Here is a 24,438-nt window from a genome sequence, read left to right as displayed (position 1 = left end):
GGGACACGTCCACACTCGACCCGGGGGCCGGCCCAGCACTGGCCCCGGGAACTTTGCCGGTGTTGGCGCATGCTGAGTATCTGTCATCTCCGCCGCGTTCGCCGGTGACAGCGGGCATGCGGCGACTCCCAAGATCCACTCAGCCAGTTTGAGCTCCAGCTTGTCAATCACGGATCGGCCTGTAAGAAAGCCGGAAGCCGCGGGGACTATTCACGCATCGATGCCGCTGGTGATCGGTCCCGGTCTTCAAGGGCGGCTCCGGGGGCTGCTTGCCTTCGGTGACGGCGGGTGGCCAGCCGTTTCCGAAGCCAGCGCTCGGAGGCGCCCATGACCCGGGTAGCCACTGCCCAGTAGGCGATGCCGACCGCCAGGGAGGCTACGACCGCCAGGCCCTTGCTGGCTTGATCAAAAAGTGGAAAAACGAGCCAGTGCGTCACGTAGGTGTAGAGCGAGGCGCTGGCCAGGAGGCCTGTGATCGAGTGGAGCACGCGGGGCACTGGCATTGTCTGGAGCCAGAGAAGGATGAGGAATCCGGCGAGGACCGTGGCGTTTCGGAGTTCGTCGTCGAACACCCCGGGGATGGTCAGCACGGCGAGGACGGTCACGAGGGTCCGCTTCGGCAGTGTTCGGGACGCGGCTGCTGCCCAACCAAGCGCAAACAGCCACAGCACCGGACCCTGGCCCGGGTACGGGAGGTCGACGACGCGAAAACGCAGCAGGAGGTCCGCGCCGAGAAGAGCCAGCGGGACGGCCCATGGCCACCGGCGTTCCGCGCGCCCGACTGCGGGTATCGCCAAGAGAACAGTCACGCCGAGCAGGATGTGCACCAGCGCCTCCACGAACCAAAAACGGGAGAAGTCCGTCCATCCTTCCGGGCCGAGAAGGGAGTTGAGGAGGAACACATTTGCCCAGCTGTACGTGTCAGTCACCGCAAACGCGAAGCCAATCACCGCGACGCTTGGCACCACGATCCGGGCGACTGTCCGCAACTGCCGCCGTAACCGCACACGGGGCGGGCCACTTAGCTGGAACCGGGCAAAGTTGAATCCAGCGACGGCCACCAGCACGTGCGCCATTCCTTCCCATGAGAACCACCGGATATGGGTAGAGATGATGAAGATGATACCCAGGGCGCGCAGCACGATTCCTGTGTCCATGGGTGCGAACAGGCGCCTCCCCCACTTCTGGAAGACCGCCCCTACGCGACCTGCAGCGTCGGTATCTGCATCGATGACGCCGGCCCGTTCAAACTCACCCACCGGCGTCAGATGCCAATCAAGGGGAACGCCTCCAAGCGCACGCTCGAGCCGGACTGATGCGGCAACATAGGACAGCGAATCGCCACCCAGCGAAACGAACGTGTCCGTCTCACGGATGTCGTCCCGTTCGAGGACCTCCGCGAAAATGCCCCGCGCATTTTGGGAGGCCCCCTCCGGGTCGTCGTCCCGGCCCTTTGCCCTTTCTTCTTCACCTTCCGCGTACAGGGCCAGGATCGCGGGATAGTCCGGCTTCCCGCTGCTCAATCGCGGGATAGCCGCCACGGAGTGAAGATAAATGGCCGCGCGCGGCAAACCCACGTCCTGAGCGACCGATTTGGCAATCAGGGAAAGGTCATGCCCGGACTCGACGGCGGCGATCACCTGGCCGTCTGTGCCCGCGACCGCCGCGGAAAGACCCAAGTCTTTGAGGATCCGCTCGATCTGGCCAAGGTCCACCCGAAGACCGGCGATCTTCACGAATCGGCTGCGGCGGCCAACAATCTCATAGAGACCCTCGGCGGTCCGGCGGGCCAAGTCGCCTGTGTGAAGTTCGGCGACCGTGCGTCCCAGCACCAAATCCTCGGGCTTTTCTGCATAGCCGAGCATGACATTGGGTCCGGAATAGACAAGTTCGCGATCATCCAGCCCAGGGACCGGGGCCAGGCGGAACCGGCCGCCCGGAATCGGGATGCCAACAGCGTGTGGGTGTTCTGCCGCGACGTCAGGAGGCAGATAAGCCATCCGGGCCGTGGCTTCCGTCTGCCCGTACATGACGAACAGGTCCCAGCCCCGGCGCCGGCCCAACTGCGCGTAGCCACGTACCCGGTCCGGGTCCAGGCGGCCACCCGCTTGGGTGATGTAGCGCAGGCTTGGCAGGTCCTTGTCCGCGAAGCCCACCCGCTCCAACAGATCGAATGTGTAGGGCACTGCGGCGAAGGAAGTCACCTGCTCTCTGCGGAACAGCTCCCAGAAGCACGGGTCAACTACCGAAAGGTCGGTGAGCACCACGGAGGCCCCAGCGTAAAAGTGACTGTTCACGACCGACATGCCGTAGCAGTAGGACAAGGGAAGAGTGGTGGCGGCCCGGTCATCGGGGCGCAACTGCAGGTACTCGGCTATCGCGGCCGCGTTGGCCTGGACAGCCTCGGCGGAGAGACGGACAAGCTTCGGCGAGCCCGTAGAACCGGAGGTACTCACCAGGAGCGCCAGTTCCGGGTGCAAGGCGTGGCGGGACCCTTCTCGCCGCACCTCAAACATGGCTTCGCCACCCTGAACGCGTACCAGAACGTCCGGGTCGTACGCAGAAACAAGCGATTCAGAAGCCTGGCCGCCACCGGTCGGCAGAATAAGCAGCGGATGTCCGGATGACAGGGCCGCCAGATACACCACAAGTGAGGGCAGGGAATTGTCTGCCTGGAGGGCCACCAGGCGGCGTACCGTCCCCAAGGACCGGGCGGCAGCGTCCACCCGGTCGGCGAGTTCGCCGTAACTCACAGATTCGCCCTGGACGTGTACAGCGGTCCGGTCTCCGAATGCAGCCAGGCGAGCGGCAAACGAGACACCCGCCAAAACTGGCTTAATGGTCACCGAAGCACTTTAGTAGGTAAACCTAACCTAACTCAAATGGACAATGCTCAGGCTGGCGGCCCTGCTGCTTCGCTGCTGGAACGACCGTTCCCGCGTTACCGGACCCATCGCCCTGGCAGAGGTCCAAGGCTACGGCTGTGCAGCCGTCGTCGATGCCGCGGCCATCCACGGTGCCTTCGGCCGGGCGGGGTCAGCTGAGTGGCGGGACTATGCCGGGGACCTGGCGGGTAAATTCCGGGTGCCATTCTGCTGCTCCGGCCACCTCGGCCCGTACCCGGCCATCGCTTTGACCGCTGCCAAGCGCGCTGCCAGTGGAGCCCGGAAGAGATGGCTTGATACGAAAGTGAGGTTGGTCTGTTTACTCCGGTACGGCCGGTGGCCACAATCAACGAGTAGGCATCTGAGTCGGTAGTTGGTGAAGTTGCGGAAGCCGCGAGCGATTCTGCGGGTGGTTTCGATGACGCCGTTAATCGCTTCGGTGGGCCCATTTACTGGCAAGCGGACCTGGCCTATGAGTTCATACCGATGGCGCAGCTTTTGGGGACAGGCGAAATTCGCACCATAGGGGGAAGTGGTCCGAGATCCGCCAGGAGACCTCGTTTCGGGTCAGTCCGGTCATTATGTAAGGGATAAAATCGAATGAGCCCGCTTTTTGAGAGTAGGTCATGTCCTGCAGGAGCGATGAACCGTCTGGCTGGGAGAACCAAGCGATCTGGTCGTAGAAGTGCCGGGTGTTGTCATCGTCGAAGATGGTCCGCGGGACGTGGTTTAGTTCTGTCGGGGGCCACAGCCCCGTGTTGACGAAGGCCTCAAAGAGGGGGTCACCGATGCGGTCCAGGTTGAAATCCCCGAGGACCATGAGGTTTTTGTTCCAGTCGTTGCGACGGTCGGCCCATGCACGCATCCACTGGGCGAAGGCGGTTACTTCCGGGAGCCGTTCGGCCGGGTTTTTGCCCCACAGCACGTGCACGGAGGCCAAGGTGAACTCGATTCCGGCCCTGCTGAAACTTGCAACGTAGGGTGTGCGGGCAAACTGGCGCTGGGGGTCGTCACCGAAGGGAGGGAGCACGATTTCTCCGACCAGCCCGGAGGGCTGGACCCTGTCGGCGCGGTACAGGAACGCGAGGCGCTCACCGTTTCCTGCCGCGCCCTCGGTCACGTCCGAGATGATGACCCGCCACTCGGGGCCGAGACGCTCTAGCAGGAATTGAAGGGCCTCGGTGCTCCGCCGGATCTCCTGCAGCGCGACCACGTCAAAACGAGAGACGATCTCGGCGATGCACGCCACGGCATGCCAGTCACGTTTGGGTGAGTCCTTTGCCATCGCCAGCCACTTCTGAGTGAGGTCCCCAAACGCCCTCACATTCCATGTGGCAACCAGCAGATTCGATGTTGTTCTGGGCGCGATGACGGCATCGAGAGCCGGGCTGAGCCTGCTAAGGTCCTGGCTGACTATGTCGGGAGCAGCTGTCATGCTTCCATAGAATCACGCCTGACGGGCAAAAGGCACAGCGCTAGGATGCTGGAGGGACGCCCGGGAAAGAGAAGCTGCTGCAGCGGTCAAGGTTCTGGGCAGAATGGAAACGGGGTCACAGCATGAACTGGAAGCCCTGATGTCAATGCTGGACGGTTGCCAAGGCCGTGCGGGCTGCTGACCGGAGAATCCGGGAGACGATGGGCGACCATTGACATGCCGGGTCAAGGTGAGGATCGTCATTGCTACGTGTTCATCTCTTCAGACCCCAGCTGAAATCAGGCCACCCATGGGCAACGACGGCTATGGAGATCTTCAGGTAGATTTGCTTGGGTCATGGCAACTTCGGCGTGACAGGGACCTTGTGCACGTTGCTGCACGCCAGCAGCGGCTCATCGCGGTATTGGCGATCCGGGGGCCGAGCCTCCGAAGTTATCTCGTGGGTTTGTTGTGGCCCGAGTATCCCGAAACCAGAGCATTGGAAAGCCTGCGCGTGAGCGTGCATCTGGTCTCGAGGCAGGTACCTGGTTTGTTGGTCAAGGACGGGAACGTGCTGTCACTCAGCAAGGAGGTCCACGTTGACCTGCACCGAGTCCGGGCGCAAATCCGGGACCTTGACAGGATTCGTCCCAACGGGAAATTCGCCCCGTGGCTGTATGACTTACGCGGTGCGGAACTGCTTCCGGGCTGGTATGAGGACTGGGTTCTGTTTGAACAGATCCGGTTGCGCCAGGATAGGCTCCACGCTTTCACCTTGATCTCCCGCGAGTCGCTCAATCGCTGTGATTATGAGGCCGCCGTGGAAGCGGCAGTAGCAGCAGTGGAAATCGAGCCCCTCTACGAAACTGCGGTCGGACTCTACATTCAGGCCGAAATGCACCAAGGGAACACCGCATCCGCCCTTCTGGCTTTCGAAAGGTATCAGAGACAACTTAGGCAGGACATGGGCATTGAGCCTTCGGAAACGCTCCGGCGGCTCGTCGCTGATGTTCATGGCGGCAGGACCCATACCGCCAATGAGCGCCTAGTTCTTGCCGGGCCCGCTTGGCTGGGCCGCCAGCCACTCCCGCACAACCCGTAGCACTTCGCCAGGATCAGCAGTGGACAAAGTGTACTGTTCATGTCCCCGTGTCAGGCCATACGTTATCCTGGCTCGGAACCCGGTGGCCTGGTCCGGTTCGTACCAGGTGCGGATAACGAGAGTGCCCGTTGCCGGCAGCGCGGGGTCTGGGCCGTCTCGATCGGCTGTTTTTGCGGAACGGTGGTTTCTTGTCACGGCGTTCACCCCGCTTTCCGGCGGCGATCATGAAAGTGGCGGACTTCCGGTATTCGGGGCCCCGTTGTCAGTTGGCAGCAGCACCTTGGGTATGAGGGACGCATGGAACTCGAACCCCGGGGTTGCCAGCTGCCCTAATCCTGCGTCACAAGAATCAGGGCCCGCTTGGCTTCGGCCAGGATTTGAACAAGATTTCCCTTGTGGACCGCGGTGGACTTTGTCGGGGCGTGCGGGCGTGGCCCCGCTGCAGGAAAACCCGTGGATGATTTCCGCTCTTGAGATGAAGCGGGTGCTCTGGCTGGGGCAGTGGGGTAATCCGGGCTGCTGTCAGGCTTGGGGTCATAATCGGCTGCTTTCTGGAGCTGTTCCCCACGCGCCGGCGGGGCAGGGCTGCGTTGGTGGCTTGCTAGGCGGCCGGTTCGGACGGGTTTGAAGCAATGGTCAGGGGATGAAGCGGGGCTGCCCTTGCTGTACGCTCACCCGGCTGTGGGTTTTCTACCAGCACATGATGGCTGTCTGCCCGGATTCGCCCGCCCAGTAGAGTCTCACTCGTGCCACGTAGTGTCGGCCTTGAAAGAGCTTGGCTGAGACGCGGGAGTTGCGGGCCTCGCCGCTGTCATCGTCGCCGGCGACAAAGCGCAGTTGACCGTCGACTTCCTCGAACAGCACCAGAACGGTGTCAGCTGTTCCGAAAGTGGCGATCTCGTAATCGCGGGAGGCTTCGGGTTGGAGGGAGAAGTCGGCCTGGCCTCCCGGGGTCGAGGAAAGGGGAACGGACTGGAATGGCTTCAGGGCCCGAACCAGCGGCGCCAGTGTCGGAAAAAATTTCAGCACCCACTCCTTGTCCGCATCCGAGAGTCCGCCCGGTGGATTCAGGCCACCTTGGAAACGAGCGGGTTCCTTGATCAACCCGGCCGGGAACCAGTACTCCATGACGGAGTCCGGGTCCCAGCTGGACCCTTCGACTTCGCTGGCATCGATCTTCCGCAGCACATTGTTCAGTGTCTGATCCGGCGGCCAGTGGTTTGGTGCGCCGCCGAAATAGTCATATACCTTGGGCTCATCCCAGACGAGTCCGGCGAACGGATTCTGGTGCTCATGCGGCATGCCCAGGGTGTGCCCGATTTCGTGAAGCGCGGTGGTCCGGCCGTAGTCGTCGGTGAGGTCCCAGCCGAAGTTCATGGTGGGGTCGGTGCCGCCGATACTGAGTATGTCCCGTCCCACATATGACCAAGAGCCGTCCGTCTGGTCAAAAGCGATTCGCACCTCGGCTTCGCTCCGATCCGCCACCTCCGCAAATTCCAAGCCTATGCCCAGGTCTTTCCATCCTTTGAAGGCCTTGCGCACGGCGTCCTGCTGTGGCCCCGGCCCGTCAAGAAACCAGTAGTGCAACACGGTGCCGTTGACCCATTTGAGCCGCAACGCCCGTATAAGACGTTCCCTGCGGGGGGATAGGTCTGGCCTCAGCACCGGGCGGGATTGCGGTTTCAGGTCGCAGTGTGGACGGGCGGTCCTTACGTACTCCTTGAAAGGGCTGGTTTCAGAAATGGATGGTTCAGCCTTCTCAGAGGCTCTCCCCGGGTTGGGCACGTTGCGCTGTTGGTCGCCATCGGACGAACGGGGTTTTTCCCCGGGCATCAGCCCGGATGCCGGCTTCTCGCCCGGCATCCGGCTCTGTCCTTCCCCTGGCATCGGGCTGCCGGTACCCGGCGGGGGATTGGGCGGGTTTTGCCCTGTTCCCTCCTCCTGAACTCCCGTGCCGCTTGCACCAGCCGCCTGGCCTGGCCGTCCCGCGACCTTGGCGGCGAGCTGCGGTGATGCGTCGGACGGAACTGAGGCCAGGGCTACCTTGCGGACGCCGAAGTCGTCGTCGTCAATGAGATCGGTAAGAACGGTGGATGCTGACTCGGCCGGAAGGTTTTTGGCCGCCGCAGCGGCTGCTATGCGTATGGCCGCAGTCTCGCTGCGAGCAGCGGCCGACACAACATCCTGGCCCTGCCCGCCCTCAAGAAGACCGGCGGCGAAGGCGGCCTTGGCAGCCAGCAAAGAATTCTCTCCTTCAACGAGCGCCTGCAGGTGCGGGAGCGCCTCGGGCCCCAGCGCTGCGGCTCGGTCATAGTTGGGTTCGTCGGGTTCAAGGACCTCAAGTACGGCCTTCATCGATACGCTCATGGCGGGCTCCTATAGGTCTTGGGTGAAGGCGCTGTTGATCATGGAAGTGACCTCGGTGCTAATCAGGTCTGGCGGGAGATTGGTGATGTTGCCTGTGCCGTTTCCCGTCATCAATCTGTCGTTGTCGCTAACGTGGCGCAGATCCAAGACGTGGCCCACTTCATGGCCCAGGGTCCATTGCGTAGCGCCCTGCGCTATGACTGCACCTGGCTGGCCGGAGGGAAATGCTGCACAACCGTTGAACGGCGGAACCGTCGAGCGGACGAAGTAGGCAACGATGTCGTTGCTGCCCGCATTGTTGCGGTTGGTGAAGAGCTGGTTCTGCTCGGCGCTTGTCTGGCCCATAACGCAGCCCCCAACATCGACGTCATTGAGGGCGGGCAGATTGAGGCTCTCCGTGGACACTAGTTCAACGTCGATCCCGGCCGTGGCGTAGACCTCCCGCATCCGCTGCACTGCGGTGTCCACAGCAACCGTTGGGGCGGTAAGGACCTTGGCGTGAAGCCGCACAGTCGGGCGCATGGCCCACCATCGGTGCCACATGGCACTGTCTGTTCCCGCTCCGAAAATGTCTATCCGGTTTGGGCTCCAGGACACGGAGCCGGGCTCGCTGATAAGTGTCCCGCCCAGGGATTCCCAGCCGGACCACCCGTTCTGGAACCACTTATGCCACAGCGCCGCGTCCGTGCCGATGCCAAAAACATCCAGATGGCCCGGGGCCCAGCTGGAAACGGAAGGTGCAGAGGTGAGGACCCCGCCCAGGGACTCCCAGCCGGACCACCCGTTCTGGAACCACTTATGCCACAGCGCCGCGTCAGTTCCGACGGCGAAGACGTCAATCCGGCCATTGCCCCATGAGACGGCGGACGGTGCGGAGGTGAGGACCCCGCCCAGGGATTCCCAGCCGGACCATCCATTCTGGAACCACTTATGCCACAGGGCCGAATCCGTGCCGCGCACAAAGACGTCGAGACGGCCCGGGGCCCAGCTGGAAACGGAAGGCGCGGAGGTGAGGACGCCGCCCAGGGATTCCCAGCCGGACCACCCGTTCTGGAACCACCTATGCCACAACGCCGAGTCTGTGCCGCGCGCGAAGACGTCGATCCTTCCGTCGCCCCAAGAGGCTGCACCCGGAGAACTCGTCAGCACGCCGCCCAGGCTTTCCCAACCGGACCATCCGTTCTGGAACCATTTGTGCCAGAGGGCCGAGTCAGTGCCCCGGACAAAGGCGTCCAGTCGGCCCGGCGCCCACGACGATACGCTCGGGCCCGTCGTCACAGTGCCGCCCAGGCTCTCCCAACCAAACCACGTCATCGAACGTCTCCTCGCCTACGGGTGCCCCTTGGGTCGATGATTTCGCTGCGTATGCACGTCCCTATGGGACCGGCTTTTCCGGTTCAAGTACAGCCGCGCAACCGTTACAGCTGCGTTACCGTTGGTCGGCCCTGCGGGGACTGTGGAATTATCGGTGTATCCGGCTCGACACGCCAGGCGGTCTGCTTGGCAGGAGTGAGCTGGATATGCCGGTGACACTAGATGCCGTGAAGACTGCGGACACCACTGCGAAACCAAAGGAAATTACGGAGGCTGAGGCCGCCCGTGAGCTGGTGAGGATGGCCCGGGAACAGGGACTGTCTCTGACTGGTCCTGACGGGCTGCTCAAGCAGCTGACCAAGACGGTCATAGAGACCGCGTTGGATGAGGAGCTCACAGAGCACCTCGGCTATGAGAAACACGATGCAGCCGGGAAAGAGACCGGCAACGTCCGCAACGGGACCCGGTCCAAGACTGTGCTGACGGAGACCACCGGGCCGGTGGTCATCGACGTTCCGCGGGACCGGGCGGGCACGTTCGAGCCGGTCATTGTCCGGAAGCGCCAGCGCCGCTTGAATGGGGTGGACGAGATGGTCCTCTCGCTCTACGCCAAAGGCCTGACAACCGGGGAAATCAGCGCCCATTTCGCCGAGATCCATGGGGCTTCCGTTTCCAGGGAAACCATCTCCCGGATCACGGACAGAGTGCTCGAGGAGATGAATGAGTGGCAGAACCGGCCGCTTGATGAGGTCTACGCGGCGATCTTCATCGACGCCATTGTGGTCAAGATTCGGGATGGTCAGGTGGCCAACCGGCCGATCTACGCCGCCATCGGCGTCACCCTGGACGGAGAGAAGGACATCCTGGGCCTGTGGGCCGGCACCGGGGGCGAAGGTGCCAAGTTCTGGATGAGCGTGCTCACCGACATCAAGAACCGTGGTGTGAAAGACAGCTTTTTCCTGGTCTGCGACGGACTCAAGGGCCTTCCGGAAGTGGTGGGCAATGTCTGGCCGCTGACGACGGTGCAGACGTGCATCATCCACCTGATCCGCAACACCTTCCGGCTGGCCTCGAAAAAGGACTGGGACGCACTCAAGCGGGACGTCAACCCTTCTACACGGCGCCGAATGCTGCGGCGGCCCGGATGGCGTTGGAGGAACTCAAGGACCGTTGGGGCACGAAGTATGGCGCGATCGTGCGGCTATGGGAGAACGCGTGGGAGGAATTCATCCCGTTCCTGGATTACGACGTGGAAATACGGCGGGTGATCTGCTCGACCAACGCCATCGAATCGCTCAACGCCCGGTACCGGCGGGCGGTGAAGGCACGGGGTCATTTCCCGACAGAGCAGGCCGCGCTAAAGCGCCTGTATCTGGTCACCCGATCACTCGATCCGACCGGTGCCGGCAGAACCCGATGGGCCGTGCGCTGGAAGCCCGCTTTGAACGCCTTCGCCATCACCTTCAGCGACCGATTCCCGGCAGCTGAAAACTACTAAAGAAAACTGCCCGATACACCGTTTATGAGATAGTCCCGCCCTGCGATCCGTGGGCTGTCCTGATCCGGTCAGTAACACCGCGGTAACGGCCAGCCTGCTTTGATTTGCCACACGCCCGCATCCGGTTCCGTATCCGGGGCGGCAAATTCGTAGAGAGGGTGACGGTATGGGCTATCCAGGCGATGACGGCAGGCTTCCGGTAATCTACGTCCGTGGATTTGCCGGAAACGGCTCCGCGATCAACAGTGCTGTGGACGATCCGTTCTATGGCTTCAGCCAAGGGTCCGTCCATGTCCGCGCCGACAGTAACGGCAGAGCCAAATTCCATCAGTTTGAATCGCCCTTGCTGCGGCTCATTACCGACCATAAGTACGAGGTGCCCGTGCATGGCGACCAATGGGCGTTCCTCCAAGGCGCAGACACCGGCGCCGTCAATCCTGCGTCAGTATGGATCCATCGTTTTTACGATCAATCGGCGGCTACTTTCTCGAACGACCCTGAGAGTTTCTCCTTCGAAGAGGCCGCCCGGGACCTTTTCGACCTCATCAAGCTGGTGTTGGAGAAGACCGGCGCGCCGAAGGTTTTTCTCGTGGCGCACTCTATGGGCGGCCTGATCTGCCGCTCACTCCTGCAACGGGTCATTCCCGAAAACCAGGCCGGCGAGGATGGGGACATTGACCCGGCAGCCGGAACCAGATACGTCGCCAGGCTATTCACCTACGCGACGCCCCACGGCGGCATCAGTTTCGCTATCGGCTATGGGCTGCTCGAACGCGTTCGGGACGCTACCGGAATCCACGGTGCGGACGTCTTTGGCCCCGACCGCATGTATGACTACCTCACACCGGCAGCCCAAAGGCAGGCACGGACACGTGATGACTTCATCGGAACCGAGATGCCGGCGGATGGTTTCCCCGTGGACGAGCTGTTCTGCCTCGTCGGTTCCAACCCGGAAGACTATGACGCCGCGTTCGGTTTGTCCTCCAAAGCCGTCGGAGCACGCAGTGACGGGCTCGTCCAAATCAACAATGCTGCTGTCAAGGGTGCGCCCCTAGCCATAGTCCACCGGAGCCACAGCGGCCGTTACGGCATAGTAAATTCAGAAGAGGGATACCAGAACCTGCAGCGGTTTCTCTTCGGCGATCTCAAAATCCAGATTGATCTTGTCGGTTTCACCGTAGGGCGCGATGCCCCAGGCGACGTCGTGTTCCAACTGGACGTCGGCCTTGCCATCCGCGGCCTGCCTGTCCTAGTTCACGAACAAAGTGCAACTCACTTCTGTCCCGTGCAGATTGAGCACTGGAAGGAGGGCGACCCAATCGATTCGCCTGTGCCCTTGCTTACCGCGTTCCTCTCCTCCAAGGCCCCCCGCCCCCGGGTGGGCGGCCAACAGGTAGCGACTCTGCGTCACGCACTCAAACTACGGCTGATGTCGATCCAGGAAAAGCAGGGCAGGTTCTTCTTTGATGACCATATGGAACAGACAGAGGACTGGCAGGACACCCTTCTTGTCGACATCGAACCTCCCGGCAGTGGCCGAAGCCTGCCCCGAACCTGGGCAGCATGGAACAGCACTATCCCCACTGCCATCCGGGACTGGAACCCGGGGGACACAGATTTGCTCACGGACACCGATGACACACCCAACCGCTGGCGGGGCCGCATCGATGTGCCGGACTTCTTCAAAGAGCTGCTCGGGCAAAAGGCCGGTCTCCGGCTCACAGTCACACCGAGAAAGCACTTCACTTTCTGAGTAACACATCTCATACCAAACGGCAGTGAGGCGGTATCCGGGTGAAACTGACAGCCAGGCCAATAATGGCCCTTTGACCCCATTATCCTTGAAACGCAGCACGAATCAGGACGCGCAGGCCATGGGACTAGGACTGTCGTTGCATCACGCCAATCCCTCCTGGCCGATGCTGCCCTCGGTTGGGGCAGGCGCTCCTCACCAGCGCCGGGTGTTGGGGCCGGGTGTTTCCTGGTGCCATCCATATCCACATGATCGCCGGACATGGACCGGGCTACTGCCCCCTCTGAGAAGCGGGCATTCATTGCCTCTCCGCCGCCTTAACGGGAATCGGATTCCTGGTTCCTGTACCACAGCCGGACGTCCGGGGGGACTGGCGGAGCGGAGGCCCCATGGGGACGTCTGCCTGTTGCGCCCTTCGAGCCCAAGGGCGTGCAGCGGCTGGTTCGATTGCCTGCAGCGTGACGCCCGTCACGATGCCGTAAGCCGGGTGCGCGACGATGTCGCTTGCCCAGGCCGCGGGAGGCCATGTGCGGGGATCGGTAATTCCGCGAACGTTCACGGCCGTTACTGCCAATCAGTGCGCCTGCCGTCGCGGCCAGCACTCCGCCGCCGATTACGAGACCCCGTAACTGCAATCGGTCCATCGTTGCCGACTGTCCGGAGGATGACAGCTGCCAGAACAAGGATGATGCCGAGCACGATGAGAACCCATGTGGGAACTGCCGCCGCGGCAATGGACTGGTTGCAGGCGGCTTCGGCACCGACGCCACCAAGCGAGTCGTAGTAGGTTGCTGCGAAGTTGTCCGCCCGGAAGACGCTTCCGCACAGATTGCCGACCTTCTGGGACCCGATAAAAATGCCGATGCCGGCTGCAAAGGGGCCCAGCACGACGAGCCAGATCCAAACGCGGCGTGTAAGTAAGGTGTTGCGTGTCCCTGACATGGTTTTCCCCAACGGAATTCTTTCAGATGATGCTGATGGAATCTTATCTGCGCGCCCGGCGGCGCGCCGCAGACAGTAAGGCCTAATTGATCATTGCAAAGGATGCCGGAACGCTTCATAGTTCTACCGGAGCCACCCGCTTCGGGGCCCTGCACAGCTATGGCTGTGCCGGGGGTCGGCCGTGACTGGTGATTCGGTCTGTCCTGATACTCTTCGCTGCTCGTACCGTGGCGAATGTGGCCAGCCCACACAGACTTCAGAAAAATCCCACCGGACAACAGGAGCCCAGTAAGCCATTCTCGATTCCCTCGTAGGCAGTCCGGGAGGGCGGGGGTTACGAATAGGCTGTGGGGTATTTTCCTGATGGACGCGCCAATTCGGCGTGCGGAGGGCTTATCCCTGGGAAAGGGATTGCCATGAGAACTATCAATCGCATCTTGACCGCAGCTGCCGCCGTGTCCTTGGCGGCCATTACGGGGTGCGCGGCTCAAAGCGGAAACTCTTCCGCAACCCCGGCGGCCACCTCCGCCGCCCCGTCCGTTGGGCCGGCGCAGGCCGCCGAAGGGGTCATCACCATTCAGAATTTCAAGTATGAGGTTCCGGCGTCGGTGAAGCCGGGGTCGATGGTGACGGTGACGAACGCGGACAGCGCCCCGCACACGCTTACTGCCAAGGACAAGGGCGGTTTCGACGTTGAAGTTCCGGGCGGTGGCACGGTGGTGTTTAAGGCTCCGGACGCCCCGGGCGAGTACGGTATTATTTGCAGCTTCCATCCGCAGATGACCGGCACGCTGGTGGTGAAATGAACCGCCCGGAGCTACCACCAGCCAGCCGCACCCGCACCTTATGGGTGTTGCGTGTGTGTGTCGCGGCGGCCCTGACCGTCAGTGCGGTGATCCATGTCCAGCTCGCCCCGGGCTATCAGCAGGCAGCCCCCGGCGGTCTCGGTCAAGGGACCCTGTTTCTGGTCCAGGCGGGAGCCGCAGCCCTGGCTGCGGTGTTTGTGCTGCTCAGAGGTTCCCAGACAGCTTTCGCCGCCGCCGCCGTGATGGGATTCTCGTCCCTGGCCGCGGTCATCCTCTACCGTTATGTCCAGGTCCCGGCCCTCGGGCCGTTGCCATCGATGTACGAACCGGTCTGGTACACAGCCAAGACCATCACCGCCGTCGCCGAAGCCATCGCCGGAGCGCTGGCTCTGACAGGCTTTGTCCTGCGGCAGCGGAAATCCCACTCCGGGCCAACGGCGTAGAAGGGCCGGCGTCACGCCCCTCGAGGACCTGAGTAACATTCCAAAATTACGGGCTCGCACGTCTTAGCTTGGCCTGCCCGACTCACGCCAATGTAACTTCAAGCTCTATTTGTGGCCCATATCACTTGTATATCCATCCTTTTGCTGTTTTGCTTCGAAGTGCCTTTGTGCCTTCCTTTGGGACGTCGGCTACATCACACGCGCGTGTATTTGAGGAGATTTTCAAAATGAACAAGACCCTTCGCCTTTTGGCGGTCCCCACCTTGGCCCTGGCCGCCCTGGCGGTTTCCGGTTCCCCGGCAATGGCAGCGGACCAGTCCTACCAGTCCACGTTGGGCCAGGTTAACGGCAGCACAGGCGCCGGCACCATCACGGTCGATGTCACGGGCAACCAGGCCCACGTCGTCCTGAAGGTTTCGGGCATGCCCGCGACCTTCATGGACGCCCCGTACCCGCACGTCCAGCACATCCACGGCGGAGCGCAGGGCACCTGCCCGGCACCCACCGCGGATAAGGACGGCGACAAGGTCATCTCCACCACCGAAGGCGCCCCGTTCTACGGCGGAATCGTCACCACCCTCTCCACCAGCGGTGACACCAGCCCCGCGGCCGGCCTTGACCTGAAGGTCGGCGGCCAGGGCGCCTCCTACACCGTTGACCGGACGTTCGAACTGAACGCCGAGACCAAGGCAGCCCTGGAAGCCGGCACCGCCGTGGTTGTTGTCCACGGCCTTGATCCGGCCACCCTGAGCGCGGCAGGGCAGGCCGCCAAGTCCGACCTCGCCCCGACGCTTCCGCTGGCCGCCACGTCCCCCGCACTGTGCGGGACCCTGACCGCGGGCCAGATGAAGATGCCGGCCGGCGGCGCTGACACCGGCGTCTCCCAGGAAACCGGGACCGACACCGGCGCCCTCGCCGTCGGTGGCGGCCTCGCCCTGGTCGCCCTCGCCGGCGGAGCCTACGTGGTCCGCCGCCGCACCGCCGGTGCAGCGGCCTAAGCACCGGCTGACCGGATCGCTACTATGAGAACCCAGAATCCCGGCCGCCATGAGGGCCTCCGTGCCGCCACGGCGGCCGGGGTTCTGCTCCTGCTGACCCTGGCCGGCTGCGGTACAGGAACCAGCGGAACACTCAACGCCGGCCCCCCACCTTCGGCGTCCGCCACACCCTCGGCTGCCATCTCATCTCCCGTCACCCCCGCTTCCACCCCGCCGGCCCCTGCCCCACCGAGTCCGGCTGCTGTGGCAGGTCCCGCGGTGCTGGCCCGATCCGAACCGGCGACCCTGGACATACCCACGATCGGCTTACGGACCGAGCTCCTGAAACTTGGGCTCCGTGAGAACGGCTCCCTCCAGGTCCCGGAGGATTCCGGCAACGGCGCGCCTGCCGGCTGGTACAACGGCTCCCCCACCCCCGGGGAACGCGGCCCCTCCGTCATGCTGGGCCACGTCAACGCACTCGGAGGAGCCACCGGAGTCTTCGCGGACCTGCGCAAACTCACCCCGGGCACCGAGATCAACGTCGCACGCACCGACGGCACCACGGCGGTATTCACGGTCGATCACGGCGCCCAGTACAACAAAAACAACTTCCCCACCCTCGAGGTCTACGGCAACACCCCCGGAGCCGAACTCCGGCTCATCACGTGCGACGGCTACGACCCCGCCACCCAACTCTTCGATGACAACTACGTCATCTACGCAAAACTCAAAGCCTGACCCACGGAACTCCCGCTCTCCCACCGGAAGCGGCAAATGGCGCGAATGGACTGGACATGAAACACCACAAGCACACCCTGGCTGCCCTGGCCGCCGCTTCGCTGCTGCTCTCCGGCTGCGCTGCGGCCGCCGGATCCGTCGGGCAAGCCAACACAGTAGCCCTTCCCTCCTCGTCCTCCTCCGCATCCACCCCCGCCGCCGCGGAGCCAGGACACACCGGGGGCCACAACCACGGCTCCACCCCCTCCCCGGCCGCAGCCCAAGCCCAGGGCCCCAGCGAAGCAGCCCTGATGGTATGCGGGGACCAGCCAATGGACAGACTCACCTCCATCCTCAAATTGGACACAAAACCGCACACCGTAAACAACTGGGCCGACAGCACCTTCACCTGCACCTACCACCTCACCGAGGGAGCCCTGGAAATCTCCGTCCAGGAAGCCACCGACCAAGCATCAGCACGCACATACTTCGATGCCATGCAGGCCCTGGCGAAAGACGCCAAACCCATCCAGGGCCTGGCGAACCTCGGCTTCCCCGCCTACGAAACCGCCGACGGGTCAGCCGTGTTCCAAAAAGACACCTTCGTCCTCCACGTAGACGCCTCAGGCCTCCCCGCAACCCTGGGACCGAACAACATCACCAGGAACGCCCTCGCCTACCAGCTCTCCACCACCATCCTGGCCTGCTGGGTCGAACACCACTGACAAGCCGCAGTCCGCGGCCACGCTCTCCCCACGAAAGGTTTCATCATGAAGGAAAACATCAACACACCCTGGGCGCTCGGACTAACGGCCGCAGCGGTGGCGGCGCTGGCCCTTTCCGGCTGTGGAAGCGCTGGCTCTTCCGGGCCCTCCACGGCAGCCGCCCCATCAGTCCCAGAACAGTCCACATCCGCTTCACCCACGATGACGACATCCCCTTCCAACCCGGAATCCTCATCGACAGCAGCGGTCCCAGCAGAAATCACAATCAAGGGCTTCAAGTACCAAGGCGCGGAAACCGTGAGCCCGGGAACGGCAGTCACGGTCACCAACGAGGACATCGAAGCTCACAGCATTACCGCCGACTCGGGCGCCGCATTCGACACGACCATCAAAGCCGGCGCCGGCACCTTCACCGCCCCAACCGAACCCGGGACCTACCCGTACCACTGCATCTTCCACGGCAACATGCACGGCACCATCACCGTAAAATGACCCTTCACGGGATTGCCTGTCCCATGGCCCGAACGGTTTTCAGTCCAAGAGTGTTTCTCCCTAAAGCTGACCACGGCACGAGGATTTTGAGGTGTTTCACTACACGATGACGCCCGACAAAGCCGGCCGTGAGGTGGTTCACCAAGCCGGAGAAGTCGTTCGTCGGCCCGGTCGCCGGCCGGCTCGAACCGGACCTTCTTAGTCCGGTGTTGTCTCGTCCTCGTCTGCGATGGCGGGTTCGGTGGACCGGCGGATGTAATCGCTGACGGCGTCCTCGGGAACCCGGAATGAGCGGCCCACCCGGACAGCGGCGATGGCGTGGGCCTTCACCAGCCGGTAAACGGTCATCTTGGAAACCCGCATGGCAGTTGCTACTTCGGCGATGGTCAGGAAATGCAAAGAAAGATTCGCTGAGCTCATATCCTCTAGCCCGTCCACTAGCCGGGATACCTGAGTTGCCGGAAGTCATAGAACCCGACATTGGCCCGCGCCCCGCTGGCGGCCCGAACCCGACATTGGCCCGCGCCCCGCTGGCGGCCCGAACCCGACATAGGGCGCGTCGATAGACACCACCGTGCCCAGGTGCCAGCCGTTGCACGGATCCTCACCCCTCAGCATCGGCCCTGCCCTGCTCTGCCCGGAACGGAACCCGCAGGCTCCCTGCCGGCCCAGCCTTTCAGCCACAAAATTCGCCATGAGGCCCCGTTCGCACTGGACCTGCGGAAAAGCTCCATCGAAACCACTCTTTCCAAAGGCAGGACCACCGGATTTCCGGCGGACACGGGCCGGCCGGACCGGCCCCCAACCGCCGGTCCGCACCGCCGTGCAGCAACACTAACCAAAGGGATCATTCCTACCCCCTACATATCGGGCGACACCCGGATCACAGGCGGTGACTACTTGCAGCCGGAATCCAGCCAGCGGCTGCTTCGTCCAGGAGATAACCGCCCTGGCCGGCCTAAAAACGCACGACGCTGTACCGGCACCCACCCCCGCGCTCTCCCACCCCCGGGCCGATGTGGTTCGTCCTGAGGCATAGAGCAAACGAAAGCCCAAGAATGTTGAAAAACCGGCCGGGGGACCACATGAGTTCACGCAGAACATTGCTCCAGCGCATGAGTGGATCAGACCCATCCGCTCTGGCCGCTAACCTGACGTACACGGGCACCCTCGCGGTAGCCCTGCTGATGTTCCTCTGCCAGCTGACCTCGTTTGCGATCCTACTGGCCCTTGCCGGGACCCTCAGACTCCTTGCCCATGCGATACGGGCCATTAGGCCTCCGGCGGAACAAGCGAACCGCGTTTCGGCATCCTAGATGCTGGGTCCGTCGATGTGGAGACGGTACCCGAGGGCCGGACGAATGCTCTGACCCGCTAAAGTTTGGCGGTTAAGGCCTCAGCGCTCCAGGGATTGTCCGGTTATCGCGGGGGTGCGAGGCTGCTTTGTGCCGTGCGCGCATTGACGTCGGAGGTTGCTGATGATATTCGTGATGCCTAGATGTTCTCGTCATCGAACGTGTTGTCCGCAGGTCAGCCAAGGAACCCGCTGCAACCCGGTTGAAGTCTATGCCGCGCTTGCCGAGAGCCTCACAGCCGTTGCGGCGGGATCAGGCGCAGGTAGTGCGGCGGCCTGCCGCGTTAGTCCTCAAAACTGGCGTCTGGGGATTTGTGACCGCCGGGAAAAATCGGCTCCCGTAGGCCTGTGAGACGATTTGAACTCTAACCTCGGCGGGCTCTTCCCCGCAGTCCCCACTAGGAGTCTTGATGCCCGCGTTGCCTGCCATAGACCACATCGCTCTCACCGTGACCGACGTTGAGATAAGCGTCGCTTTCTACTCCCGTCTGTGGGATAAGGAACCCACCGGGACGATGCTCGATGGATCGTTTATCCGGCGTAAATTCGATCTCGGTGGAGGGGCGTCACTGGGACTCACGGAGCACCGCGCAGGCTCTGGCGGCTGCTTCAATGAACGCAACCCAGGCTTGGACCACGCGGGTTTTTCCGTAACCAGCGAAGCCGAACTCGCCGAATGGGCCGCGCATCTGGATACGATCGGCGTGGTCCACAGCGGCCCCATCGACGCCCCGTATGGAACGGCATTGAACTTCAAGGACCCGGACGGCATCGCGCTGGAGTTCTTCTTGCCCAAGTAAGGGCTGAGCTCATCAGATCGAAATATCACTTTTCTTTCAACGTCCGGGTCGGAACCGGGCGTGCGGGTTTCCGGCCGGGTGTCGGTTCGGCGCTCACGCGTTGACCCCCCGGGATGCTGCGACGGCGATGCGGCGGGTCACTTCAATGGCGACTGCGGGGAGGTCCTCGGCGGCAGACGCCCCGCGTCGGTGAGGAAGAAGCCCAAGAGGAACCCGCGGTTAGGTCCCTGAACTGGGACGGCCTGGTGGTGGGGTTGGGTAACGGGTTGGTGTCGGTTCGGTGGTGACCCATCCGGGGTGGGGTGTGCTCCCGAAGTACTCCTGACAGACCAAGCCGGACCCGCCCGAAAATGTCAGGCCATGCATCACGGCCGCGGGATCGGCATCATCCACTGAAACACTTTCAAGGAGCACTCCCATGCGCACATCCATCAAGACTTTCCTCGGCGTTGCCGCTGCCGGTTCGCTCATGTTTTCCCTGGCCGCCTGCAGCCCGGCGGACAATGCTTCCTCCGCCCCGGCCACCTCGGCGTCCTCCTCTTCCTCTTCCTCTGCCGCGGCTGAGAAGCCCAAGCCGATGGCCTCGATCCCGGCACTGACCGGCACGTCCACCGCAGTAAAGCTCGACGCTTCCTTCGCGAAGGCACTGGAGACCCTGAAACTCACCCCGGGCACCGTCGGGACCGCCGCACTGACCGATGGTTCGCTGATCTTCCCGATCACCGGCGGCAAGGTCGACTACTACGACCCCGCCAAGGACTACCGCCCGTTTGTCCAGGGCCTGATCAGCCACGCCGGCTCCGGGTTCTCCCTCACCGCCGGTGACACCAAGGTCGAACTGACCAACTTCACCATCGACCCGGGCACCTCCAAGCTCTACGGTGACGTCGCAGTCAACGGTAAGACCGCCGTCAAGCAGGCCTACATCTTCAATCTGGACGGCTCCACCCTGAAGCCCCTGCAGGCCGCCGGTGACACCGCCGTCCTGGAAGGCACCCGCGTGCTGATCTCCGACACCGCCGCCGGACTCCTGAACAAAACCTTCAACACCGACGCCGTGAAAGCCGACATGCTCGTCGGCATCGCCAAGATCACCGTCAACACCAAATAACACCCACCCGAAAAACCTGCCGGATGCCTGTTCTGCACCGGCGGGAAGTGCCACGGCTCCTTCTTGGGGTCCGTGGCACTTTTCTGTTCGAGTACCGTAGGAACCCGGGCGAAGAGCCCCGCGGGAACCGTAGCTTTGAAAGGCGTTTCGCATGACCGGAGCCATGGTTGATGTTGTTTTACCGTGTCTGAACGAACGCGGCGCGTTGCCGTGGGTGCTGTCCCGGATGCCGGATGGGTACCGGGCCATCGTGGTCGACAACGGTTCCACGGACGGTTCCGCCGAACTCGCCGCAAGCCTGGGCGCACTGGTGGTCCACGAGGACCGGCGGGGATTTGGAGCAGCTGCCCATGCCGGCCTGCTCGCCGCGACGGCTGAACTCGTCGCATTCTGCGACTGCGACGGTTCACTGGACCCGGCGCAACTGCCGGCCCTGGTCGCCCCCGTTCTCGATGGCACAGCGGAGCTGGTGCTGGGCAGCCGCCAGCCGCAGCGTGGTTCGTGGCCTCTGCATGCCCGGATCGCCAACATCGTTCTCGCCTGGCGGCTCCGTCGCCTGACCGGGGAACGAGTGAGCGACCTTGGACCGATGAGGGCCGCACGACGCCTTGAGTTGCTGTCCCTCGAACTCCAGGACCGGCGCAGCGGCTATCCACTGGAAATGTTTCTGAAGGCAAGCCTGCGAAAGTGGAGAATCGTGGAGATACCTGTCCCCTACGCCCCCCGCACCGGCAAGTCGAAGGTGACCGGAACGCTGCGCGGAACCGTGACAGCTGTTCGGGACATGTCCGCCCAGCTCAAGGCCGCCGCGGCGGCTTCCCCTGCCGGACCGGTCCGTAAGAGGCCCGGCAGCGAATGATTACTATGAGCGAGACCCTGGATCTTACCGTGGCGGTCATTGCCAAAGAATGCCTGCCGGGCCGCGTCAAAACCCGGCTGAGCCCTCCGCTGAGCCCCGAAGAAGCTGCCGCTCTGGCCCAGCTGAGCCTGAGCCGCACCCTGGAGACGGTCCGGGTTCTCCCGGCGCTGAACCGGATGCTGGTCATTGATGGCACACCCACGCCCGCAGATGCTGATGGCTTCACAGTCGTACCGCAAGTCACGGGGGGGCTGGATGAACGGCTCGCCGCGATTTGCGACGCCGCTACCGGTCCGTTGCTCATCATCGGCATGGACACTCCGCAGTTCTCGGCCCGCCACGTCGCGCCCCTCCTGGACGACTGGTCCACGGGCGCTCCACGTCATACCGCCTGGATTGGTCCGGCCACGGACGGCGGTTTCTGGGCCCTCGCGCTGTACCGACCCGACGGGTCACTGATCCGGGGAGTGCCGATGTCAACTGAGACAACCGGGGCAAAGCAGCTCGCCCGTCTGATCGCTCAAGGTCTGAGCGTCGGCACGCTGACTGAGCTGGCGGATATGGACCATTTCACCGACGCGGTAAACATCGCCTCGGTCCTACCCGGCACCGACTTCGCGCGCGCCGTTCGTGACGCCGCTAAAGATATGCACGACAAAGTGCTTTTGACCGGTGCCCTGCGGTGACGGCAACAGGCGTGGCATCAACCACACACTTCGGCCAAGGCCACACGGAGCCCTACGCCAGAGCGTTGGCAAACGGCGCCGGGACCCTCACGCTCCGTTCGGACGGCAAACACAGCGCGGATGCTGTGGACTTCGACGTCCGAAGTTGGTGTGGGGACGCAAGCCCGCTCGAGCATTCCCTGTTGCAGAGTCTGAAGGGACCGGTCCTGGACATCGGCTGTGGACCGGGCCGGCTACTGGCTGCAGCGCAGGGTCTGGGAATTCCGGCCCTGGGGATCGACACCAGCCCGGAGGCGGTCCACCGAGCGCGCGCCCGCGGAGCCCGGGCGCTGGAACAATCGGTGTTCGCCCCGGTACCCCAGACCGGTCTTTGGCAATCCATCATTCTGCTCGATGGCAACATCGGCATAGGTGGCAGCATCACCTCCCTGCTGCTGCGCTGCGGACAGCTCATCGCCCCCCGCGGGACGCTACTGGTTGAAGTGGAGGACGACGAGGACCTGGACATCGTCTACTCCGCTGTGTTGGAGGACTCCAACGGAAACCAGAGCGAACCCTTCCGCTGGGCACGGACGGGAAGCCTGGGTCTGGCGTCCCGGGCCCGCCGCAGTGAGTGGACAGTATCGTCCGTACAACGGCTACAGGGCCGTGTCTTTTGCCGGCTCTCCCCCGGCACCGGAGCAGGCAGGACCGCGGTGTGAGATTCGCTGCTCCTTCGCCGCCGCCGGACGGCGCGCAACACTCCCTTCTCAGACTCGCGGCCCCACTGACGGTGCTGGTCCTGGTCCTCGCGGGCCTGCTGTGGTGGATGGTCGTCCCCCATAACCCTTTCGAATCCGCACCGATCCTCGGTACCTTCCTGTCCTGGGGCGCACTCATCGGCGCTGTTAGTCTCCTCCGGCGGGTCCCGACACGCCGCCTGGGTGCCGTCATCATCGCAGGCACTGTGCTGCTCGGTCTGATTGCCGTCAGTGCCCCGCCGCGTACCAGCAACGATTCCGCCAGGTACGCCTGGGACGGGATCGTCCAAAAGGCGGGGATCTCCCCCTACTCTTACGTCCCCGTCGATGAGACCCTGGCCGATCTTCGGCCCGGTTGGCTGTTCGCCCCCGGCGCGACGGGCGAGGACGGGAGGGCTGTGTGCGCCAAGGATCTGTTCGGGACGGAATCCGTCCCGGCCTTCGGCTACCCGTCGGGAAATCCCTTGTGCACGGCCATCAACAGGCCGCACGTGCCCACGATCTATCCGCCCACCGCAGAAATGTACTTCTTTGGTGTGCAGTTCACCGCCCCCGACTCGGCTGGCTACCTTCCTTTCCAGCTGGGTGGCCTGGTCATCAGCATTGCCGTGACACTGATGCTGCTCGTTGCCCTGGCCCGACGCGGCCTGCCCCTTCATCTCGCCGCAGTCTGGGGCTGGAGCCCGTTCGTGCAGCTTGAGGCAGTGAACAACGCCCACGTCGACCTCCTCAGCGGCGCCCTGATCCTGGCTGCAGGAATGCTGCTCACCGGAGGCAAGCCGCTGCGCTCCGGAATAGCGTTCGGTGCTGCCGTCGCCACGAAACTCATTCCGGCCATCGCCGCCCCCGCGTTACTGTTCCAGCGCCCGGCCCGTTTCATTGCCACCGCGCTGGCAACTTTCGCCCTCCTCTACGTGCCCTACCTGGCCGCGGCCGGGGCCGGAGTACTCGGGTTCCTGCCCGGCTACCTCAAGGAAGAGGGCTACAGCCAAAGTGGCGGCACCCGCTTCGGACTTGCCCAACTCGTCTCCACCGGCCCCTGGCCGCCGGTGCTCAGCGCCGCGGCGCTGGCAGTCGTCGCGTTTCGTGTGCTGCGGCGAACCGGGCCCGGGAACGTCTGGGAACAACAGACCATCATGATCGGACTGACGCTGCTAATTATCAGCCCGAATTATCCCTGGTATGCCCTCATGCTGCTGCCGTTCATTATCCTGAGCCGCCGCTGGGAATACATCGCGGTCATCCTCGCCCTGGACACCATCTACATGCTTCCCACCCAAGACCCCTTCAGCCTTCCACTGCATCAAACGGCCCTCTGTCTAGCCGCCGCCGCCCTCGCCGCCGGCGTCTGGTGGCGCCGCCATCAACAACTTCAGCTCGCGGCCAGCACCGGCCTCGAGTCACCGACGCCGATTCCCGCCGCGACAACCCCCTGACCGGCACCCCTCCC

The 24,438-nt window shown here is 63.3% G+C and carries 20 protein-coding genes and 2 pseudogenes; 15 read left to right on the top strand and 7 right to left on the bottom strand.

What is annotated here, in order from left to right:
- Positions 1–206: 206 nt before the first annotated feature.
- From VUN84_07705 to VUN84_07695, 3 genes and pseudogenes are all read right to left on the bottom strand, one after another.
- On the bottom strand, positions 207–2,846 hold the full coding sequence (locus VUN84_07705; GenBank protein ID XAS65514.1) for a non-ribosomal peptide synthetase: 2,640 nt from the start codon (positions 2,844–2,846) through the stop codon (positions 207–209).
- Positions 2,847–3,236: 390 nt separating this feature from the next.
- A pseudogene (locus VUN84_07700) lies at positions 3,237–3,335 on the bottom strand (transposase).
- A gap of 28 nt (positions 3,336–3,363) precedes the next feature.
- Positions 3,364–4,320, bottom strand: a complete 957-nt coding sequence (locus VUN84_07695; protein XAS65513.1) for an endonuclease/exonuclease/phosphatase family protein — start codon at positions 4,318–4,320, stop codon at positions 3,364–3,366.
- 289 nt (positions 4,321–4,609) lie between these two features.
- Here VUN84_07695 and VUN84_07690 point away from each other — a divergent pair, with 289 nt between their 5' ends.
- Positions 4,610–5,401, top strand: coding sequence for a BTAD domain-containing putative transcriptional regulator (locus VUN84_07690; GenBank protein XAS65512.1), 792 nt, complete (start codon positions 4,610–4,612; stop codon positions 5,399–5,401).
- Positions 5,402–6,091: 690 nt separating this feature from the next.
- Here VUN84_07690 and VUN84_07685 read toward each other — a convergent pair.
- Positions 6,092–7,768: a M12 family metallopeptidase gene (locus tag VUN84_07685; GenBank protein ID XAS65511.1), complete on the bottom strand. Its 1,677-nt coding sequence runs from the start codon at positions 7,766–7,768 to the stop codon at positions 6,092–6,094.
- A gap of 9 nt (positions 7,769–7,777) precedes the next feature.
- On the bottom strand, positions 7,778–9,082 hold the full coding sequence (locus tag VUN84_07680) for a hypothetical protein (GenBank protein ID XAS65510.1): 1,305 nt from the start codon (positions 9,080–9,082) through the stop codon (positions 7,778–7,780).
- A 206-nt stretch (positions 9,083–9,288) separates the two neighbouring features.
- Here VUN84_07680 and VUN84_07675 point away from each other — a divergent pair.
- Positions 9,289–10,580, top strand: a pseudogene (locus VUN84_07675) (IS256 family transposase).
- Between the two features lie 166 nt (positions 10,581–10,746).
- Entirely contained in the window at positions 10,747–12,333 is a 1,587-nt protein-coding gene (locus tag VUN84_07670) for a hypothetical protein (GenBank protein ID XAS65509.1), read from the top strand.
- Positions 12,334–12,897: 564 nt separating this feature from the next.
- Here the strand turns inward: VUN84_07670 and VUN84_07665 are convergent.
- The gene (locus tag VUN84_07665; GenBank protein XAS65508.1) at positions 12,898–13,275 is read right to left on the bottom strand and encodes a hypothetical protein; all 378 of its coding nucleotides are present in this window, start codon (positions 13,273–13,275) and stop codon (positions 12,898–12,900) included.
- A gap of 416 nt (positions 13,276–13,691) precedes the next feature.
- Between VUN84_07665 and VUN84_07660 the strand changes: the two genes are divergently transcribed.
- From VUN84_07660 to VUN84_07635, 6 genes are all read left to right on the top strand, one after another.
- The gene (locus tag VUN84_07660; GenBank protein ID XAS65507.1) at positions 13,692–14,081 is read left to right on the top strand and encodes a cupredoxin domain-containing protein; all 390 of its coding nucleotides are present in this window, start codon (positions 13,692–13,694) and stop codon (positions 14,079–14,081) included.
- 53 nt (positions 14,082–14,134) lie between these two features.
- Entirely contained in the window at positions 14,135–14,524 is a 390-nt protein-coding gene (locus VUN84_07655) for a hypothetical protein (protein ID XAS65506.1), read from the top strand.
- 227 nt (positions 14,525–14,751) lie between these two features.
- Positions 14,752–15,522: a hypothetical protein gene (locus VUN84_07650; GenBank protein ID XAS65505.1), complete on the top strand. Its 771-nt coding sequence runs from the start codon at positions 14,752–14,754 to the stop codon at positions 15,520–15,522.
- 24 nt (positions 15,523–15,546) lie between these two features.
- Positions 15,547–16,242 carry a sortase gene (locus tag VUN84_07645; protein XAS65504.1) on the top strand — a complete coding sequence of 232 codons (696 nt, stop codon included), beginning with the start codon at positions 15,547–15,549 and terminating at the stop codon, positions 16,240–16,242.
- Between the two features lie 56 nt (positions 16,243–16,298).
- Complete coding sequence (locus VUN84_07640; protein XAS65503.1) at positions 16,299–16,946, top strand: hypothetical protein; 648 nt, start codon at positions 16,299–16,301, stop codon at positions 16,944–16,946.
- Between the two features lie 201 nt (positions 16,947–17,147).
- Entirely contained in the window at positions 17,148–17,438 is a 291-nt protein-coding gene (locus VUN84_07635) for a cupredoxin domain-containing protein (protein XAS65502.1), read from the top strand.
- Positions 17,439–17,636: 198 nt separating this feature from the next.
- Here the strand turns inward: VUN84_07635 and VUN84_07630 are convergent, their stop codons facing one another.
- Complete coding sequence (locus VUN84_07630; protein ID XAS65501.1) at positions 17,637–17,858, bottom strand: helix-turn-helix domain-containing protein; 222 nt, start codon at positions 17,856–17,858, stop codon at positions 17,637–17,639.
- Positions 17,859–19,202: 1,344 nt separating this feature from the next.
- Between VUN84_07630 and VUN84_07625 the strand changes: the two genes are divergently transcribed.
- The 6 genes from VUN84_07625 (at position 19,203) to VUN84_07600 (ending at position 24,424) form a co-directional block, all read left to right on the top strand.
- Positions 19,203–19,592, top strand: coding sequence for a VOC family protein (locus VUN84_07625; GenBank protein ID XAS65500.1), 390 nt, complete (start codon positions 19,203–19,205; stop codon positions 19,590–19,592).
- A gap of 418 nt (positions 19,593–20,010) precedes the next feature.
- Positions 20,011–20,703, top strand: a complete 693-nt coding sequence (locus VUN84_07620; GenBank protein XAS65499.1) for a hypothetical protein — start codon at positions 20,011–20,013, stop codon at positions 20,701–20,703.
- Positions 20,704–20,854: 151 nt separating this feature from the next.
- Entirely contained in the window at positions 20,855–21,562 is a 708-nt protein-coding gene (locus VUN84_07615) for a glycosyltransferase family 2 protein (protein XAS65498.1), read from the top strand.
- 5 nt (positions 21,563–21,567) lie between these two features.
- The gene (locus tag VUN84_07610; GenBank protein XAS65497.1) at positions 21,568–22,248 is read left to right on the top strand and encodes a DUF2064 domain-containing protein; all 681 of its coding nucleotides are present in this window, start codon (positions 21,568–21,570) and stop codon (positions 22,246–22,248) included.
- 11 nt (positions 22,249–22,259) lie between these two features.
- The gene (locus tag VUN84_07605; GenBank protein XAS65496.1) at positions 22,260–22,949 is read left to right on the top strand and encodes a class I SAM-dependent methyltransferase; all 690 of its coding nucleotides are present in this window, start codon (positions 22,260–22,262) and stop codon (positions 22,947–22,949) included.
- A complete protein-coding gene (locus tag VUN84_07600; GenBank protein XAS65495.1) occupies positions 22,946–24,424 on the top strand; it encodes a glycosyltransferase 87 family protein in 1,479 nt (492 codons plus the stop codon). Before VUN84_07605 ends, VUN84_07600 begins: the two co-directional genes overlap by 4 nt.
- Positions 24,425–24,438: the final 14 nt, after the last annotated feature.

The organism is Micrococcaceae bacterium Sec5.8, assembly GCA_039636775.1.
Classification (GTDB): domain Bacteria; phylum Actinomycetota; class Actinomycetes; order Actinomycetales; family Micrococcaceae; genus Arthrobacter.
Note: the sequence above shows the minus strand (reverse complement) of the source record. Positions and strands in the feature narration are given on the sequence as shown.

What these genes read in the sequence shown, in the direction of transcription:
- VUN84_07695 (XAS65513.1), bottom strand. Translation starts at nt 4,320, where the DNA reads ATGACAGCTGCTCCCGACATAGTCAGCCAGGACCTTAGCAGGCTCAGC.
- VUN84_07690 (XAS65512.1), top strand. Translation starts at nt 4,610, where the DNA reads ATGGGCAACGACGGCTATGGAGATCTTCAGGTAGATTTGCTTGGGTCA.
- VUN84_07685 (XAS65511.1), bottom strand. Translation starts at nt 7,768, where the DNA reads ATGAGCGTATCGATGAAGGCCGTACTTGAGGTCCTTGAACCCGACGAA.
- VUN84_07680 (XAS65510.1), bottom strand. Translation starts at nt 9,082, where the DNA reads ATGACGTGGTTTGGTTGGGAGAGCCTGGGCGGCACTGTGACGACGGGC.
- VUN84_07670 (XAS65509.1), top strand. Translation starts at nt 10,747, where the DNA reads ATGGGCTATCCAGGCGATGACGGCAGGCTTCCGGTAATCTACGTCCGT.
- VUN84_07665 (XAS65508.1), bottom strand. Translation starts at nt 13,275, where the DNA reads ATGTCAGGGACACGCAACACCTTACTTACACGCCGCGTTTGGATCTGG.
- VUN84_07660 (XAS65507.1), top strand. Translation starts at nt 13,692, where the DNA reads ATGAGAACTATCAATCGCATCTTGACCGCAGCTGCCGCCGTGTCCTTG.
- VUN84_07650 (XAS65505.1), top strand. Translation starts at nt 14,752, where the DNA reads ATGAACAAGACCCTTCGCCTTTTGGCGGTCCCCACCTTGGCCCTGGCC.
- VUN84_07645 (XAS65504.1), top strand. Translation starts at nt 15,547, where the DNA reads ATGAGAACCCAGAATCCCGGCCGCCATGAGGGCCTCCGTGCCGCCACG.
- VUN84_07640 (XAS65503.1), top strand. Translation starts at nt 16,299, where the DNA reads ATGAAACACCACAAGCACACCCTGGCTGCCCTGGCCGCCGCTTCGCTG.
- VUN84_07635 (XAS65502.1), top strand. Translation starts at nt 17,148, where the DNA reads ATGACGACATCCCCTTCCAACCCGGAATCCTCATCGACAGCAGCGGTC.
- VUN84_07630 (XAS65501.1), bottom strand. Translation starts at nt 17,858, where the DNA reads ATGAGCTCAGCGAATCTTTCTTTGCATTTCCTGACCATCGCCGAAGTA.
- VUN84_07625 (XAS65500.1), top strand. Translation starts at nt 19,203, where the DNA reads ATGCCCGCGTTGCCTGCCATAGACCACATCGCTCTCACCGTGACCGAC.
- VUN84_07620 (XAS65499.1), top strand. Translation starts at nt 20,011, where the DNA reads ATGCGCACATCCATCAAGACTTTCCTCGGCGTTGCCGCTGCCGGTTCG.
- VUN84_07615 (XAS65498.1), top strand. Translation starts at nt 20,855, where the DNA reads ATGACCGGAGCCATGGTTGATGTTGTTTTACCGTGTCTGAACGAACGC.
- VUN84_07610 (XAS65497.1), top strand. Translation starts at nt 21,568, where the DNA reads ATGAGCGAGACCCTGGATCTTACCGTGGCGGTCATTGCCAAAGAATGC.